Source organism: Providencia xihuensis (assembly GCF_041953405.1).
Classification (GTDB): Bacteria; Pseudomonadota; Gammaproteobacteria; order Enterobacterales; family Enterobacteriaceae; genus Providencia; species Providencia vermicola.
Map to the genome: position 1 here is coordinate 896,514 of NZ_CP169565.1, position 16,187 is coordinate 912,700.

The following is a 16,187-nucleotide window of genomic DNA, read 5'->3' on the forward strand; positions in this document are numbered from 1 at the left end:
GAAATAAAATTCTTAAATTTTAATCTAATATGAACGTTTGTTCTTAGTTGTTGTTGTGTTTTAATGGGTTTTAATATTTTTATGCTTTATTAATATTGAAGTAAATAATTAATTTTTGTGATTTTAAGGTGTTTTAATATGTTTCAATGTATGAATTTTTTAAAATACAAAAAAAATGCATCAGATATTAGAATATCTGATGCATTTTGTTGTTTTTTTGAGGGTTACTAACAGTGATTAGATTGTACAAATAAACATTGGCGAGTAATTTTCTTCAAAAATATAATTTTTATCGTTTAACCGTTTTATTCTAGTGAAGTAAATTTGGTTAAGCTGCGGGAGGCCTCGGATATAAATGTCATCGCCAGCCTGGTCGCTCGGGTCAATGTAAATATTTTTTATCCGAGAAAAAAAATGACCGCCTTGCTGTTTGTATTCAATAAGCATTTTACGGGAGATAATGAATTTTTTATGATTAAAATTAATTTCTCCTGACATGATAAAAGAATATTGATTATCATTATCCTCACTTGGAATGATACTCAATAAGTAATAGCCATTTAAGCTAGAGCGATCGTCTGAGATATCAATTTTTAAAGTTGCACGGCAGTCAGGCACAATAGGTGTATTAATTTGAATATATGTATATAAGCTAATTAAAATCAAAGTGATGGTGGTGAGGAGTAAAAAAACAAATCGTACAGGCTTGTTATTTGGCATAGAAATTCTCACAACTTATTGTAGCACCATCTTTTGCAGTTTTAGGGCAGTATGATAAAAATAGATAGTCATCATCGAAATTTTTATTTTGGGTGATAATTCCTACATTATAATAAAAAATAGTAGCGGGTTTCTTGCAATCAATATTTAAACTTTTTAGCCTATCTTTTAGTACAGAAAAACTCATCGAGCGAGTATCTGCCTTATGGTAACTATTTATATAACGAATTGAGCACTGATCAATTTGACCGACTTCTGGGTATTCAGTACGGCTAGCAAAAAAGTAGCTTTTAAACAAATAAAGCAAACAAAAGATAATAACGGCAATCAGTGTTATTTCTAGGTAGCGATTATTTAAAATATAAGCTTTTTTAACGGGGGTTTTGGCATTTATTTCGTTTTCTTCATCTATTTCTAAAGAAGACTCAGTCGATGGAGATAAGAGGGAGGGGATTTCTGAAATAGTTTCTTCAGGCTGTTCGTCACTTATTTCAAAGGTTAAATTAGCTGAAAATTTTATTCCTACTTTTGGAATAGTTGAAATAATTTCTTCATCAAAAAAAGATGATAAATGGCGGCGCAAAACAGAAATACTGCTATTTAAATTATTGTCAGAAACAACTTGGTTGTGTTCTTCCCATACACGACGTAATAAAGTTTCCCTATCTAAAACTTCTCCGTTATTTTGTGCTAATACTAAAAGTAAACGATTTAACGTTGTCGTCAGCTTAATTGCGTCGTCAACGTGACTCGTATACAACAGCCCCTGATTGCTGTCATAGGTAACATGCTGATTAATTAAATATTTCATTTTAGGATGGGTTTTTATTTATAGTGGAATACAACTGTATGGTGTCAGTTTATACCCGTAATTCGGGATATGTCAATTAAACTGAATTAGAGTAATTTATTATATTATTTAAAGTGGAAAATGCGAAATAAATATCTAAGGGGTAAGTGGGATTTAATTGATGTAATGACAACTTTATTATGTTTAATTAAACAATAAAAGCCCCGGTTAGGGGGCTTTGATGTATTAGATTATCCGTTAAGCTGTTGGCTCAAGGATTTGATGCATAACAGGGTGGAATTTACGTTTAAAGTAAACTAACCCATGCCCTGTATCATTCACAATGATTTGTTTCATTTCAACCATGTAGACAGAGTGCGTACCAATGTCCTGAACTTGCGTGATTTCGCCTTCAAGATTGGCGAGGGCATTTTTCAGTAATGGTTGCTGTAAAATACCGTTATCCCACACATTCCAGTTAAAACGCTCTTCCATTGTGGAACCTTTCATTCCCGCAAAATGGCACGCTAATTCTTCTTGGTCATGGCTTAGCACATTCACACACAGGCGGCCATTCTTTTGAAATACCGCATTCATTGCACTGTTGCGGTTGACACATACCATCAAAGTTGGTGGCGTATCCGTAACTGAACAGACTGCAGTTGCTGTAATTCCACAGCGACCTTCAGTACCATCCGTGGTGACTATGTTCACTGCTGCACCGAGACTAGCCATCGCATCTCTGAAACGCAGGCGATGTTCATTTTCTAAAGACATATTGACCTCCTGCTACTGATTACTTCAGCAGCGAATCTAACTGATTAATATCATTGTTGTTATACAGGTGTGGACGTTTCCATCCGTGTTGATCGTAATCTGATAAGCAGCGATCAACCATATCTGTCATGGCTTTCATGTTGCCAGAACCTTGTGCATGACGCAGACATTGCAGACGAATTTCGTCTTGGCTTCCTGCGTAGTTAATTTCATACAGTTCATGGCGCCCACCAAACTCACTACCAATTGCATCCCACATGAGTTTGAGGATCTTAATACGTTCGACGTGATCCATTCCGTTTGAACCGCGTACATATTTGGCTAAGTACCTATCAATTTCTGGATTATTCATATCACGAACGCTGGATGGCAAGTAGATCAGCCCACTCGTTACGTTACTTTCAATGATATTTTTAATTTTGGTGTAAGCCATAGGTGCCATAACACGGTATGTCTGGATAGCTTGGGTATCTGGTAGGAATGCCCCGCCTTCCCACGCTTTCGCTTCTGATGTCATTGCATCAGTCAATGACCAGAACAGGTTACGCCACGCGACCACTTCACCTAAATCAGCCTGTACACCACGGAAATCAATAACACCTGTACATTCTAAACTTTTTTGTAACAATCCGGTAATGAAGTCTAATTTAACGGCCAAGCGGACACAAGCTTGTAATGGGAATAAACGTGCGAACCCACCTTGTACAGCCCAATTACGAGCACGGTCAAAGTCACGGTAAATCAAGACGTTTTCCCATGGAATTAACACATGATCCATCACTAAGATGGCATCATTTTCATCGAAACGGCTGGAAAGTGGGTAATCAAATGGTGCGCCAGTTGCGCCAGCCACTAATTCATAAGAGGCGCGAGAGATTAATTTCACACCGTCGGCATCCATTGGTGCAACAAACATCAGTGCAAAGTCAGGGTTATCGCCCATCACTTGCGCAGAACCAAAACCGATAAAGTTATAGTGAGTCAATGCAGAGTTGGTTGCGACGACTTTTGCGCCGCTGACGATAATCCCTGCATCAGTTTCTTTTTCGAGTTTAATATAAACATCTTTCACTTCATCTGCGGGCTTATGGCGATCAATTGGTGGGTTAACAATCGCATGGTTAAAGTATAAGCCGCTTTCTTGAATGCGTTTGTACCAGTTGCGCGCGTTATCCGCAAATTGGCCGTAATATTCAGGGTTTGCGCCTAAACAGCTGGCGAATGCCGCCTTATAGTCTGGAGTGCGTCCCATCCATCCGTAGCTCTGGCGTGACCAATCTGCGATTGCATCACGTTGTTGGCGTAATTCGTCCGCACTTTTCGCGAAACGAAAGAACTTGTGCGTGTATCCACCATTACCTGTGTCGGTGTTCCAGCAAAGCTGGTCATGAGTCGTTTTATCATGGAGCGCATCATATAACTGTCCTATAGAAGCCGCTGAATTACGAAAAGCAGGGTGAGTGGTGACATCTTTTACGCGTTCGCCATAAATATAAATTTCACGGCCATCTTGTAGGCTTTTTAGGTATTCTTGGCTATTAAAAGGGCGTTTAGCATCTGAGCGAAAATCTTCTGGTTTCATGTCTACCTCGTTATCTCACAATGAGGGCTTGCATTGATAGGGGACAAAGGTGCAAGCGAGTATGTTAATTTTATGTTTGTTTTGTGTTTATTAATTGAATCGCTTTCTGAGACAATTTTAAAGAGACTTTAGAAAGGTTTGCTGGTACTTTTCGTTGGTATGGAAAGTTTATAAAAGAAATGTGATCTTATCGATATTTTAATGTTAATGTAATCATTATTTTTAATTAAAACAATTTAAATATCATAATATTAAAATCTATTTATATATTAATAATAAATAATTTTATTTTATTAATATGCCTATTTTTTGTCCTTTAATTTCACTTTTTGTTATTCTGGATAACCTTATTTAAGTAAGTTAAAACAAAATTGATAAGAGATAAAAATGTTTTTAAAATGTAAAATAAAATTTATTGCCGCTGAATTGTTCAACGGCAATAAAATTTTTCAAGTGAAAGGGAAATATTTAATCGCTTAATGGATATTTTGTTCACGCCAAGTACTCGGTGAGCTGCCAACGAGTCGGTTAAAAAAGCGAGCGAAGTAGGCTGGGTCTTTAAACCCGAGTTGGTAAGCAATTTCAGAAACAGGGCTGTCCGAAAAAATAAGCAAACGCTTAGCCTCACGTAGAATACGGTCAAAAATGAGTCTTTTTGGCGGCCGATTAGCAAATCGGCGGCACATATCTTTGAGGCGCGATTCTGTTACGCCAAGTTTTTGTGCATATTCAGGTACGGCAAGGTGCTCATGATAATGTAATTCAATTAATTGGTTAAACCGTTGGAATAGGCGATGCTCCCCTCGAACGCCGCTAGTCGGGTGCCCATCTAATGGGATTGACCGTAGTAGAAAAGTAAAAAGTGCTTGCGCCAAAGAGGATAAAGCCTGATGTTTCCCTACATAGTTATTTGCTGATTCACGCGCCATCAGTGCCCAGTAATGATTGAAAGTATCAATATCATCGAGCTTATCGGCAACAGATAAGCAAATAGCAGGAATATCCACTAAATCGGGATGAGCAGGATAAAGAGACTCAAGCAGTGGTGTGATAAGATCTTGTCGCACAGTCAGTACATGCCCGTCCGTGTCTTCTTGAGTAAAAAAGGCATGGGCGACAGAAGGGGGAGTTAAAATAAACAACGGTGCTTGGACAGAATAGCGTAATTCGTCAAGCTGTAAGGTAATGTGGCCAGTGACCAAATAATGCAACTGGAAGAAACCATCATGGCGATGCGCCTGCATATCACGACCAAAAAAGGCAGCCATGTTGCCGAAGGTTTGGTAGTGGACGTCGTCAGTGCCTTGGGTTTCGTCGTAGTCTGTACTGATGTCGATATTCGTAATTAAAGTTGAGTTACCCTTCATTCTTCGGCTCGCAGCGTTGTTGGCCTCACAAGCCAACCCTAGTCACATACTTCAGTATGCTCCTAGGGATTAACTTGCTTGCCGCCTAGCTGCAAACCAAATTATTTTGGGTAACACCCTTTAATAATTATTTGCAGCATAAGTTATTAAAACATTTAAAACATTTAAAACATTTAAAACATTCGAACCATCAAAATTTTAAGGTGTTGCCCTTGGCCTTGAGTTTTTCATTGGGATAGCAATGACTAACAGCGCGCCGACCACCAGCAGGCCAGCCACAAAATACAAACCTGAGTTAAAACTACCCGTTTGGTCTTTTAACCAACCAATCAATAGTGGGCTGACGGCAGAACCTATATTACCCGTTGCGTTGATAACCGCAATACCGATGGCGCGAGCGCGTAAACTGATCGATTGGTCTGGCGTTGTCCAGAATACCGCCATCGCGGTGAATGAACCCGTTGATGCCATAATGATACCAATCAGCTGAATAATTGGGTGGCTAGTCATTGCAGCGAGAACCCAACCCGCGGCAGCAAATAAATATGGCAAGGCGGTGTGCATTTTCCGTTCTTGCAATCTATCTGAACGCCGGCTCCAGTAAATCATCCCCAAAATCGTACAGAATTGTGGGATAGCGGTAAGTAGCCCAATCATGGCATTACTACTGCCTTGGTTGAAGCTCTGCATGATCTGCGGTGTCCAAATATTGATCGCACTTAACGTGTTGGTTAAACAGAAATAAGCGACGGTATACATCAAGATAACAGGGGTGAAAATCTCTTTCCACAAACTGGTATTTTGCAGGGCACTGTGGCTTTTTGACCCTTGTGGCTGCACGAGTTCCAGCTGGTCTTTATCCATCATTTCTTGCAGAGTGTCTTTATCTTCTTGCGTCAGCCATTTGGCTTTCTTCGGTGAATCATCAAGATAGAACCAGACTAATACACCTAAAATCACGGAAGGGAAACCTTCAAGCAGGAACAACCATTGCCAGCCTTTTAAGTCTAAAATACCATCCATCCCTAAAATATAACCAGAAGCTAGGGATCCGAACGCCATAGTCACTGGCATCGCAATCATAAATAAGGCATTCGCACGGGCACGGAAATAGGCTGGAAACCAATAAGTTAGGTACACCAGAATCCCTGGCAAGAAGCCCGCTTCAGCGATACCCACTAACATTCGCAGAACGTACAAACTTGTTGGCCCTGTGGCAAACATGGTTGCCGTTGAAGCAATCCCCCAAAGTACCATGATGGTGGCTATCCAGCGACGCGCACCAACAATCCCCAACATAATATTACTTGGAATACCAAAAATAACGTAGGTGGCATAGAACAAGGTGGCAGCTAAACCAAACATGGTTGAGGTCAGGCCGATGTCTTTCCCCATGGTGAGACCTGCAAAGCCAATGTTAATACGGTCTAGGAAAGAGAAAACAAACAGCACGAATAAAAAGACGATCAGCCGTTTGAATAATTTATTAATGACCCGCTGCTGCGGCTCAGTTAAATTTTTATGTTGTTCAGCAGGGTTAGTGCTTGCAAGTTGTTGATTACTCATTGTAGGGCCCTCAATTCTTTCTTCTGAAAATTATTATAGGTACAAGGGACGATGAGGCAGTCATGGTGGTGTCTGCCCTTTATTGCGATTTTAATATTTCACTCGTTTAGATAAGCCGTTTGTCTGTAGGGTAAAAAGTTATCTAAATAAGCAGGTTTAGTTAGTAAACACTAGGTGTGCTGGATGTCACTTCCGAGACCGTTTTGCCAAATTTTGCGGCAAGGGCTTCGGCGGTACGTGCTAGCAGCGTAGTATCAACGCCGACAGCGACAAACAGTGCGCCGAGTTTCAGATAATGTTCAGCAACCTCAGGGGCTGCCATTAAGATGCCAGGGGCGAGACCCGCAGCACGAATTTGTACAATCGCTTTTTCTATCACGGCTTTGACTTCAGGGTGGTTAGGATTTCCCGAAAAGCCCATGTCTGCACTGAGATCAGCTGGACCGATAAATACACCATCGACGCCTTCTACTTTTAAGATCTCTGGCAGGTTATTCATTGCTTCGCGGGTTTCGACCTGCACGATCACGCACATTTCATCGTTGGCACGAGTGAGGTAATCAGGGACTCGATTCCAGCGAGATGCACGTGCTAATGCACTGCCAACACCGCGGATCCCTGCGGGTGGGTAGCGTGTTGCGCGTACTGCTTGCTTCGCTTGTTCGGCATTTTGTACCATTGGCAGCAACAAAGTTTGTGCGCCAATATCTAACAGTTGTTTAATGATCACAGGATCATTCCATGGTGGACGCACAACGGGTTGCGATGAATAAGGGGCGATCGCTTGCAATTGCGATAATGTTGTCTGTACATTATTGGGTGCATGCTCTCCGTCGATCAGTAGCCAGTCAAAGCCAGCACCCGCTAACAACTCGGCACTATACGGGCTGCATAAACCCAGCCATAAACCAATTTGAGGTTGCCCACTTTTTAGCGCTTTTTTGAATTTATTTTCTAAGATGTCCATTATAATTTCCTTATACAAAACGGCAGCTTATAGAACCCATGTTGCCGTAATCGACGTGGAACACATCGCCTTTACGTGCGGGAACTGGGCGGGTAAAGGACCCGCCAAGAATGATCTGGCCAGGTTCAAGTTGAACATTATGTGGCGCCAATTTATTGGCTAACCATGCAACGCCATTGGCAGGGTGATTCAGCACTGCTGCCGCAACGCCAGATTCTTCAATGACACCATTGCGATAAAGCAGGGCGCTGATCCAACGCATATCTAAATCGCGTGGTTTAATTGGGCGTCCGCCTAAAATGACCGCGGCGTTTGCGGCGTTATCTGAGATAGTATCGAACACTTTACGTGGGCGATTAGTTTCAGGATCATTGTTATGGCAACGGGCATCGATCAGCTCAAGCGCGGGGATCACGTAGTCTGTGGCGTTATAAACATCAAAAATTGTGCAGTTTGGCCCACGCAGTGGTTTTGCTAAAACGAACGCGAGTTCAACTTCAATGCGCGGTACAATAAAGCGGTCGGTTGGGATGTCACAGCCGTCATCAAAAAACATATCATCAAGTAGCGCACCGTAATCTGGCTCATCAATTTGTGAGCTGGCCTGCATCGCTTTTGATGTCAGCCCAATTTTATGGCCTTTGAGCACGCGCCCTTCAGCGATTTTTAACCCAACCCATTCTTTTTGAACGGCATAAGCATCGTCGATCGTCATTTCAGGGTGATCTAAAGAAATCTGGCGGATCTGCTCACCGCTTTTTTCCGCTTGATTTAGACGCTGCGCTATTTGCAAGATTATGTCTTTCTGTAACATCTTATTTTCCTTTTGTACCTCAGCTCGTCATGCTTCGAGTGAGAACTGCATTAACTGCCTTGTTCTCACTCGAATTATTTAGAGCTAACAATTTGGATTTAAAATCATCCGTTCAAGTTATACTTCGAGCTTAGGTTTTATCTGCAATTTATTGAAAAATAGTCTGCTAATTAACTAGTTAGAAAGACCGCCAAAGCAGAGGTATTTCACTTCCAGATAATCTTCAATGCCGTAGCGCGAACCTTCACGCCCCAGTCCAGACTGTTTAATGCCACCAAATGGGGCGACTTCATTCGAAATAATGCCTTCGTTGATACCCACCATGCCGCTTTCTAATGCTTCAGCAACGCGATAGATACGGCCGATATCCCGTGAATAGAAATAAGATGCCAAGCCAAATTCAGTATCATTGGCAAGAGCGATAGCGTCTTCTTCATCACGGAATTTAAATAGTGGTGCTAGCGGGCCAAAGGTTTCTTCTTTGGCGACTTTCATGGATTTTGTCACGCCAGTGATAACAGTAGGTTCAAAGAACAAGCCACCTAAACTTGCTGCTTTACCGCCAGCAACCACTTTTGCCCCATGAGAAACAGCATCTGCAATGTGCTCTGAGACTTTGTCGATAGCCGCTTGGTTAATTAATGGGCCTTGTTGGGAGTCGGCTTGTGTTGCAGGGCCAATTTTGAGTGCATTAACCGCTTTGGCTAAGCGAGCTGCAAACTCATCATAGACACCCTCTTGCACTAAAATGCGGTTTGCACATACGCAAGTTTGGCCGCTATTACGGAATTTCGCGGCTAAAGCACCTTGAACTGCGGCGTCTAGATCAGCGTCATCAAATACGATAAACGGTGCGTTACCACCAAGTTCTAATGACATTTTTTTCACGGTGTTGGCACACTGTTCCATCAATAATTTACCAACACGGGTTGAGCCAGTGAATGTCAGCTTACGCACAATTGGGCTTGATGTCATAACGCCACCAATAGCCTGCGCGTCAGTCCCTGGAACAATATTAAATACCCCAGCAGGAATACCAGCCTCTTCACCAAGAACCGCTAGAGCGAGGGCTGACAGTGGCGTTTCAGCCGCAGGTTTCAGCACCATCGTACAGCCTGCCGCAAGGGCTGGGCCCACTTTGCGCGTGATCATCGCATTCGGGAAGTTCCATGGTGTGATGGCTGCGACAACGCCCACAGGTTGTTTGATGGTTACAAGGCGGCGACCCGGTAATGGGGACGGAATGCTTTCACCGTAAACACGCTTACCTTCTTCAGCAAACCACTCAATAAAGCTAGCACCGTAAGCAATTTCACCCATCGATTCTGTCATCGATTTGCCTTGCTCTGCGCTTAGCAGTTGCGCTAACTCTTTTTGGTTATCCATCATTAAACGGAACCATTTATTTAAGATTTGGCTACGCTCTTTGGCAGTTTTTGCCCGCCAAGCAGGTAAGGCTTTTTCGGCCGCTTCGATAGCGCGTTGGGTTTCTACTGCGCCCACATTGCTGACTTTGGCAATCACCGTGTTATCCGCAGGGTTGGTCACATCAAATACGCTTTTATCTTGGGCATCAACCCATTGACCGTTGATATAAGCCTGTTGGCGGAATAATGTAGAATTGGTGTTTATGCTCATTTTTCGTTTTTCTCCGAAGACACGGATTGAATTTGTGGGCGGATGTTTTTAGCCGATAAACGTTGGCTCGTAAAACTTAATCCAGCACAAATCGCCATCACAAGTGCCATAGCAAAAGGGGATTCATCCTGTAAGACAGAAACTGCAACGCTCGCCAGTGCCGCCAACGCAAATTGAATTGAAATCGCAAGTGCGCTTGCACTGCCAGCAATTTTGCCGCGATGTTGCAGTAACAGTGACAAACTGTTGGTGCCGATAGCGTTGACCATCGATAGGAACAGCACCACAAGAATAACAATTATGGGGAGATTTTGTTGGTAAAAAAGTAGCAAAAGCAGACCAAATGCTAATTGAAAGCCACTTTGCATGGTGAGTATGCGTGTTAAACTGTAAATTTTTAGCAGTTTCACATTTAGCAATAACATCACAATCATCCCCAAAATATTGCAGCCGAACAACAAGCCATAATGCTGTTCAGATACCCCAAAATAGTTGATGTACACAAACGGTGAACCACTGATAAAGGCAAACATTCCTGCAAAAGAGAAGGCCATGGTGCCGATAATACTCAGTGCTTCTCGGTCTGTGAGCACCTGCGTGTAGTTTTTAAACGCCACACAAAGTAAATTCTCTGACGAGCGCTGGTGGACTAACGTTTCGGGCAACAGAAGGAAAATTGTACTCACCGAAACTAGACCAACTAACGCCAACAGATAAAAAATTGCCTGCCACTGAAAATGAATCAATAAAAAACCACCCAGTAGGGGTGCTAGCAAAGGCGCAATCATGGTGACTAAGGTCATCAATGACAGCACTTTGGGTAATTCATTTGCAGGGTAAACATCCCGCGCGATTGCCCTTGCCATGACAATTGCAGCACCGCTACCAAACGCTTGTAATGCTCTGAAAATAATCAAGGTATTAGCATTAGTCGCTTGAGCACATAACAAGCTTGCCACGGTAAAAATAGCCAGCCCGCTTAACAACATTTTTCGGCGACCCAGTAGGTCACTGAGTGGGCCATAAAACAGCATGCCCACACAGAAACCCGCAAAGAATGCTCCAAGGGTATACTGCATTTGTCCTTGTGTTGCCTGTAGAGCTGTCCCCATTTGAGGCAGGGCAGGAAGATACATATCGATAGACAATGGCCCAAATGCCACCAATGATCCTAATAATGGGATCAGCCAGTGTGGGATGTGTTTATCGAAACTTTTGACCATCGTGCCCTCGCTTTCTTCGCTCAACGATTACGCTTTGAATAAAGCGTGAACGTTGTTTTGTTTGTAGTTCAATATGGGGTCAAGCTCTTCCATGGTAAATGACAGCGCTAATAGGCGCTTTGCAGTTAAATCTGCAAAATGCGCCTTGATTAGGTCGAAAAGCATTTCCCCTGTTTTTTGCCTGTCTTCGAGGGAACGACCTGCACCAATTTTTAGCGTCATATGCACGAAAGCATAGTCATGTTTACCATCCGCCATTTGCCATGTATCTAACCAAATTGCACGGCTACGAATGCCGCCCAATGGAAAAATACCTGTACCCGCAAGGGCTTCATTTACTTTGGCAAATAATTCGGGAAGCTTAGCCTCTTCACGGATATTTTCGGTACATTCTGCATAAAAATGTGGCATAACAATTCCTTACGCAGTTTCAGTTTGCTTGTCAGTGATATAGCTTGGTAGTGGGAAAACCGCATTGAGCTGCCCTGTACCTGAGCTGGCGAATAAATCGGTTAAGATTTCTACGTTCTCTGAATATTTGTCCCAACCTAACATGCCAAGCAACATAACTGTGTCATGCATATGGCCTTCGCCGTAGCAGTAGTCCGCGTATTCAGGCAGCATTTTGCAGAACTCTTGAAAACGGCCTTCACGCCATAATTTGACGACACGCTTGTCCATTTGCTCATCAAATTCACGGGTGTAGCTATTCATGCCATCTTCCGCTTTTTGGTCATCGATAAAGCGGTGTGATAACGAGCCACTGGCTAATACCGCCACCGTACCATCGTATTTTTCAATGGCAGTGAGGACGGCTTCGCCTAACTTGCGGCTGTCTTCAAAGCTATGTGACGTACAAAATGCAGAGATTGAAATGACTTTGAAGTGGCGATCGCTATTCATATAGCGCATTGGAACTAAGGTTGCATATTCGAGAGTTAAGCTTGGAATTTCATGTGCTTGAGCACGAACACCGAGCTTACGCGCCTCTTCACCTATCATCTGGCCTAAGGCAGAGTTGCCATCATATTCATATTCCATATCGCGAATGAAATGTGGAAGTTCATTACTAGTATAAATACCTTTGAAATGATCGGCACAGTTGATGTGATACGCGCTGTTGACTAACCAGTGAGTGTCAAAAACAATAATGGTATCCACGTCTAATTCACGGCAGCGACGGCTAATTTCTTTATGGCCATCGATAGCGGCTTGGCGGCACCCATGGTTTTTACCTGGTAGTTCAGATAGGTACATGGATGGGACGTGTGTGATCTTTGCAGCTAGTGCCAACTTACCCATTTTCTTCCCCTTATTCGTCATACTTCACGTTGTAGCGTTGTTGACCGCTCGCGCTAACCCTAGTCACATACTTATGTATGCTCCTAGGGATTAGCTTGTTTGTCGCCTAGCTACACCGCGAATTATTTAGAATAAGTAGCTGAATTAATTATCATTGATTCAAAATTACTTAGAATAAAAAATGGTGTAGCTTGCTACGGAATAATTTTGCTTTTTATTACACACCCCAGCGTGGGATGTTGTGGTCTCCGTAGGAGATACACACGTTCTTCATTTCGGCGAACACTTCAAAGCTGTACTCGCCACCTTCACGGCCAACACCGGAAGCTTTGACACCACCGAATGGTTGACGCAGGTCGCGGACGTTTTGGGTGTTAACAAACACCATACCTGCCTCGATGCTGCGAGATAAACGCAGAATTTTGCTGACATCTTGCGTCCAAATATACGAAGCCAGGCCGTACTCCACATCGTTCGCCATACGTAGACCATCTTCTTCAGTCTTGAATGGGATCAAACAAGCGACGGGCCCGAAGATCTCTTCTTGTGCAACGCGCATACGGTTATCCACATCAGCCAGAACGGTTGGGCGCAAGAAATGACCATTTTTCAGGTGATCAGGTAGATCAGTTGGTTTATCTGGGCCACCCGCTAACAGAGTTGCGCCTTCTTCCATGCCGATGCGGATATAACCAGACACTTTGTTCCAGTGCTGTTGGCTGATCAATGCACCGACTTGTGTTTTCGGATCGTTCGGGTCACCAACGATCAGACGGTTTGCGCGTTCAGCAAAACGTTTTACAAACTCAGGATAAATGCTTTCTTGAATGAAAATACGTGAGCCCGCGGTGCAACGTTCACCATTAATAGAGAAAATAGTAAACAGCGCCGCATCCATTGCGCGCTCAATATCAGCATCTTCAAAAATTAGGACTGGAGATTTACCCCCTAATTCCATTGAATATTTTTTCAGCCCTGCGTTTTGCATAATGGCACGGCCTGTTGCTGTACCACCGGTGAATGAAACTGCGCGCACATCGTGATGTTTCACCAGTGCATCACCTGCCGTTGCACCATAACCTTGTACTACGTTCAGGACGCCTGCAGGAATTCCTGCTTCAAGCGCTAACTCCCCTAAACGGTTTGCAGATAGCGGAGACAGTTCAGACATTTTCAGCACGGCAGTATTACCCAGTGCTAAACAGGGTGCCGTTTTCCATGTTGCCGTCATAAACGGTACGTTCCACGGAGAGATTAATCCACACACACCGACGGGTTGTATCAGGGTGTAGTTCATCATTTTGTCGTCAACGGGATAGGTGCGGCCGTTCATTTGTTGGCAAATTTCAGCAAAGAATTCAAAGTTGTGTGAAGCGCGTGGGATCAACACATTTTTGGTTTGGTGAATTGGCAAACCCGTATCTTTGGTTTCCATTTCTGCAATTTGCGGTACGTTTTCGTCGATCAATTCACCTAAACGGCGCATTAAGCGAGCACGTTCTTTCATTGGCGTGTTAGCCCATTTTGGAAACGCGTCTTTCGCGGCGGCAACGGCTTGGTTGATTTCGTCTTGACCGCCAGAGGCGACTTCAGCGAGTACTTCACCCGTAGCTGGGTTCGTCGTTTGGAAATACTCTTTGCTGGCAACGTTCTTACCGTTGATCCAATGATTAATCTTAGTCATTACACTCGTTCCTCATAGTCTTTTTCGCTGATAATGGTGTTAACCAGTCGGCCAACGCCTTCAACTTCAACAATGACTTCGTCACCTGGTACCACATCTGACAGCCCTTTCGGCGTGCCTGTGGCGATCATGTCGCCTGGTTGCAGTGTCATAAAGTCACTGAGGTAAGCAATTAAAAATGGAATATCGAAAATTAAATCAGCCGTGGTGCCTTTTTGGCGTAATTCCCCATTCACATAGGTATAAAGCGCAAGGTTATGCGGGTCTTTCACTGCATCTTTATCAACAATCCAAGGGCCAATAGGTGTCAATGTATCGCGGCTCTTAACACGCAGATTGGGGCGATAGTAATTTTCCAAATAGTCGCGGATCGCGTAGTCATTACACACGGTATAACCCGCGACATAATCCATCGCATCTTCTCTTGAAACCTTGTGAGCCGTTTTGCCAATCACCACCACTAACTCAGACTCATAATGCATATATTCAACATTGTCTGGGCGTACAGAAACTCGACGGTGGCCTGTTAAGCTACTTTCTGCTTTTAAGAAAATTAATGGTTCTTCAGGTGGCTTAAATTCTAACTCTGCGGCATGGTCAGCGTAGTTCAAACCAAGGGCGAATAGGGTACCTTGCGCAGGGGGTAACCACGTCACATCAGATGAATCCCCAGCAACAACATTCCCGTTTGGTAATGTGATGGCTTCGTTATCGCCAACAGTGACGGCATATTCTGTCCCTTTAAAAAGGATTTTTGCGCGTTTAGTGATAGTAGACATTATTTTCCTCCTGCCGCGACAACCGTGTTTTTCAGACTTGGGAAGCCTTCTGCTTGAACCACCACTTCATCACCTGGTTTGATAGTGATGCGTTGTTGTGGGGTTCCCATCAGGATCACATCGCCTTGTTTTAAGGTGGCGAAATCACTGAGGGCAGCAACTAGCTCACTGGCATCACGGATTAAATCTTTTGTTGACCAACGGTCGACTTCTTTGCCATTCACTTGAGTGATGATATCAACAGGGGCATTTAGTGACGTTTTCACCATCTCACCAATTGGGCAGAAAGTATCACGGCATTTTGCTTTGATAGCAGGGCGGTAGAAGGTGTCTTCCGGCAGGCTCACTTCATTCGCGAGAGCAAATCCAGCAATAAATTTCATTGCATTCGCTTTGCTGACTTTGCGTGCATCTTGGCCAATCACCAGTGCAAGGGTTGCTCCACTTTGCACTTCTTCGCCCGCAGGGTGCAAAATTTGCTCGCCAGAATTGATGCGCGTATTGCGCGGCTTAATAAACCACACTGGGGTTTTGGGTGGGGTTTTATAAGGGGCTTGCTGGAATGCCTCGAGCCAATGGCTAAGTTGGCTTTGATGATTGAGGGCAACGGCAAATACTGTGCCTTTCATTGACAACTCCTTAATGAAAAGAATTCAACTTTCGAGTAATTATTAACATATTAATAAAGTATAATTTTGAAATTAGCAATACCTTTATAGAAATGTTAATTTTAATTGTGATCGCATTAACAAAATGCAACTGCCAATATGTAAGCTATTGTTATTAAATATTTTATTATTTTTTCAACTTTTTTTTAATTACAATTATTTAACTTGAATGATAATTAAAAAATTATTTACTCATTAATATTTTAGGGTTTTTCTTTGAGATTGTTATTTGAGCGTGCTACTCTTTAACAGAGGTGAGCGAGGTGTATTGAAGTCAGGGTGAAAATAGTGTGTTTTTATTAACAACAAG

At 43.1% G+C, this 16,187-nt stretch carries 15 protein-coding genes; all 15 read right to left on the bottom strand.

Annotated features, from left to right (window positions below; translation table 11 throughout):
• Nucleotides 1–237: 237 nt before the first annotated feature.
• The 15 genes from ACE2AL_RS03885 to ACE2AL_RS03955 all read right to left on the bottom strand — a co-directional run bounded on the left by ACE2AL_RS03885 (nt 238) and on the right by ACE2AL_RS03955 (nt 15,838).
• The gene (locus ACE2AL_RS03885) at nt 238–720 is read right to left on the bottom strand and encodes a hypothetical protein (protein ID WP_375084006.1); all 483 of its coding nucleotides are present in this window, start codon (nt 718–720) and stop codon (nt 238–240) included.
• Nucleotides 710–1,531 (bottom strand): transcriptional regulator, encoded by an 822-nt coding sequence (locus tag ACE2AL_RS03890; RefSeq protein ID WP_375084008.1) that lies wholly within the window; start codon nt 1,529–1,531, stop codon nt 710–712. The genes ACE2AL_RS03885 and ACE2AL_RS03890 overlap by 11 nt, the downstream gene beginning before the upstream one ends.
• A gap of 237 nt (nt 1,532–1,768) precedes the next feature.
• Nucleotides 1,769–2,287 (bottom strand): 4-hydroxyphenylacetate 3-monooxygenase, reductase component, encoded by a 519-nt coding sequence (gene hpaC, locus ACE2AL_RS03895; RefSeq protein ID WP_272539023.1) that lies wholly within the window; start codon nt 2,285–2,287, stop codon nt 1,769–1,771.
• A 19-nt stretch (nt 2,288–2,306) separates the two neighbouring features.
• The gene (gene hpaB, locus ACE2AL_RS03900) at nt 2,307–3,869 is read right to left on the bottom strand and encodes a 4-hydroxyphenylacetate 3-monooxygenase, oxygenase component (protein ID WP_206084676.1); all 1,563 of its coding nucleotides are present in this window, start codon (nt 3,867–3,869) and stop codon (nt 2,307–2,309) included.
• A 476-nt stretch (nt 3,870–4,345) separates the two neighbouring features.
• On the bottom strand, nt 4,346–5,236 hold the full coding sequence (gene hpaA, locus ACE2AL_RS03905) for a 4-hydroxyphenylacetate catabolism regulatory protein HpaA (protein ID WP_375084009.1): 891 nt from the start codon (nt 5,234–5,236) through the stop codon (nt 4,346–4,348).
• 198 nt (nt 5,237–5,434) lie between these two features.
• A complete protein-coding gene (gene hpaX / locus ACE2AL_RS03910) occupies nt 5,435–6,802 on the bottom strand; it encodes a 4-hydroxyphenylacetate permease (protein ID WP_272516356.1) in 1,368 nt (455 codons plus the stop codon).
• Nucleotides 6,803–6,962: 160 nt separating this feature from the next.
• The gene (gene hpaI, locus ACE2AL_RS03915) at nt 6,963–7,769 is read right to left on the bottom strand and encodes a 4-hydroxy-2-oxoheptanedioate aldolase (protein ID WP_206084679.1); all 807 of its coding nucleotides are present in this window, start codon (nt 7,767–7,769) and stop codon (nt 6,963–6,965) included.
• A 10-nt stretch (nt 7,770–7,779) separates the two neighbouring features.
• Entirely contained in the window at nt 7,780–8,583 is an 804-nt protein-coding gene (gene hpaH / locus ACE2AL_RS03920; RefSeq protein ID WP_206084680.1) for a 2-oxo-hept-4-ene-1,7-dioate hydratase, read from the bottom strand.
• A 174-nt stretch (nt 8,584–8,757) separates the two neighbouring features.
• On the bottom strand, nt 8,758–10,221 hold the full coding sequence (locus ACE2AL_RS03925; protein WP_206084681.1) for an NAD-dependent succinate-semialdehyde dehydrogenase: 1,464 nt from the start codon (nt 10,219–10,221) through the stop codon (nt 8,758–8,760).
• Nucleotides 10,218–11,444: a Bcr/CflA family multidrug efflux MFS transporter gene (locus ACE2AL_RS03930; protein WP_206084792.1), complete on the bottom strand. Its 1,227-nt coding sequence runs from the start codon at nt 11,442–11,444 to the stop codon at nt 10,218–10,220. Before ACE2AL_RS03930 ends, ACE2AL_RS03925 begins: the two co-directional genes overlap by 4 nt.
• A gap of 27 nt (nt 11,445–11,471) precedes the next feature.
• Entirely contained in the window at nt 11,472–11,855 is a 384-nt protein-coding gene (locus ACE2AL_RS03935; RefSeq protein ID WP_272539027.1) for a 5-carboxymethyl-2-hydroxymuconate Delta-isomerase, read from the bottom strand.
• 9 nt (nt 11,856–11,864) lie between these two features.
• Complete coding sequence (gene hpaD / locus ACE2AL_RS03940; RefSeq protein ID WP_375084010.1) at nt 11,865–12,746, bottom strand: 3,4-dihydroxyphenylacetate 2,3-dioxygenase; 882 nt, start codon at nt 12,744–12,746, stop codon at nt 11,865–11,867.
• A gap of 217 nt (nt 12,747–12,963) precedes the next feature.
• Nucleotides 12,964–14,430, bottom strand: a complete 1,467-nt coding sequence (gene hpaE / locus ACE2AL_RS03945) for a 5-carboxymethyl-2-hydroxymuconate semialdehyde dehydrogenase (protein WP_206084684.1) — start codon at nt 14,428–14,430, stop codon at nt 12,964–12,966.
• Nucleotides 14,430–15,209 (bottom strand): fumarylacetoacetate hydrolase family protein, encoded by a 780-nt coding sequence (locus tag ACE2AL_RS03950; protein WP_375084011.1) that lies wholly within the window; start codon nt 15,207–15,209, stop codon nt 14,430–14,432. Before ACE2AL_RS03950 ends, hpaE begins: the two co-directional genes overlap by 1 nt.
• Nucleotides 15,209–15,838, bottom strand: coding sequence for a fumarylacetoacetate hydrolase family protein (locus tag ACE2AL_RS03955; protein WP_206084686.1), 630 nt, complete (start codon nt 15,836–15,838; stop codon nt 15,209–15,211). The genes ACE2AL_RS03950 and ACE2AL_RS03955 overlap by 1 nt, the downstream gene beginning before the upstream one ends.
• Nucleotides 15,839–16,187 lie beyond the last annotated feature (349 nt).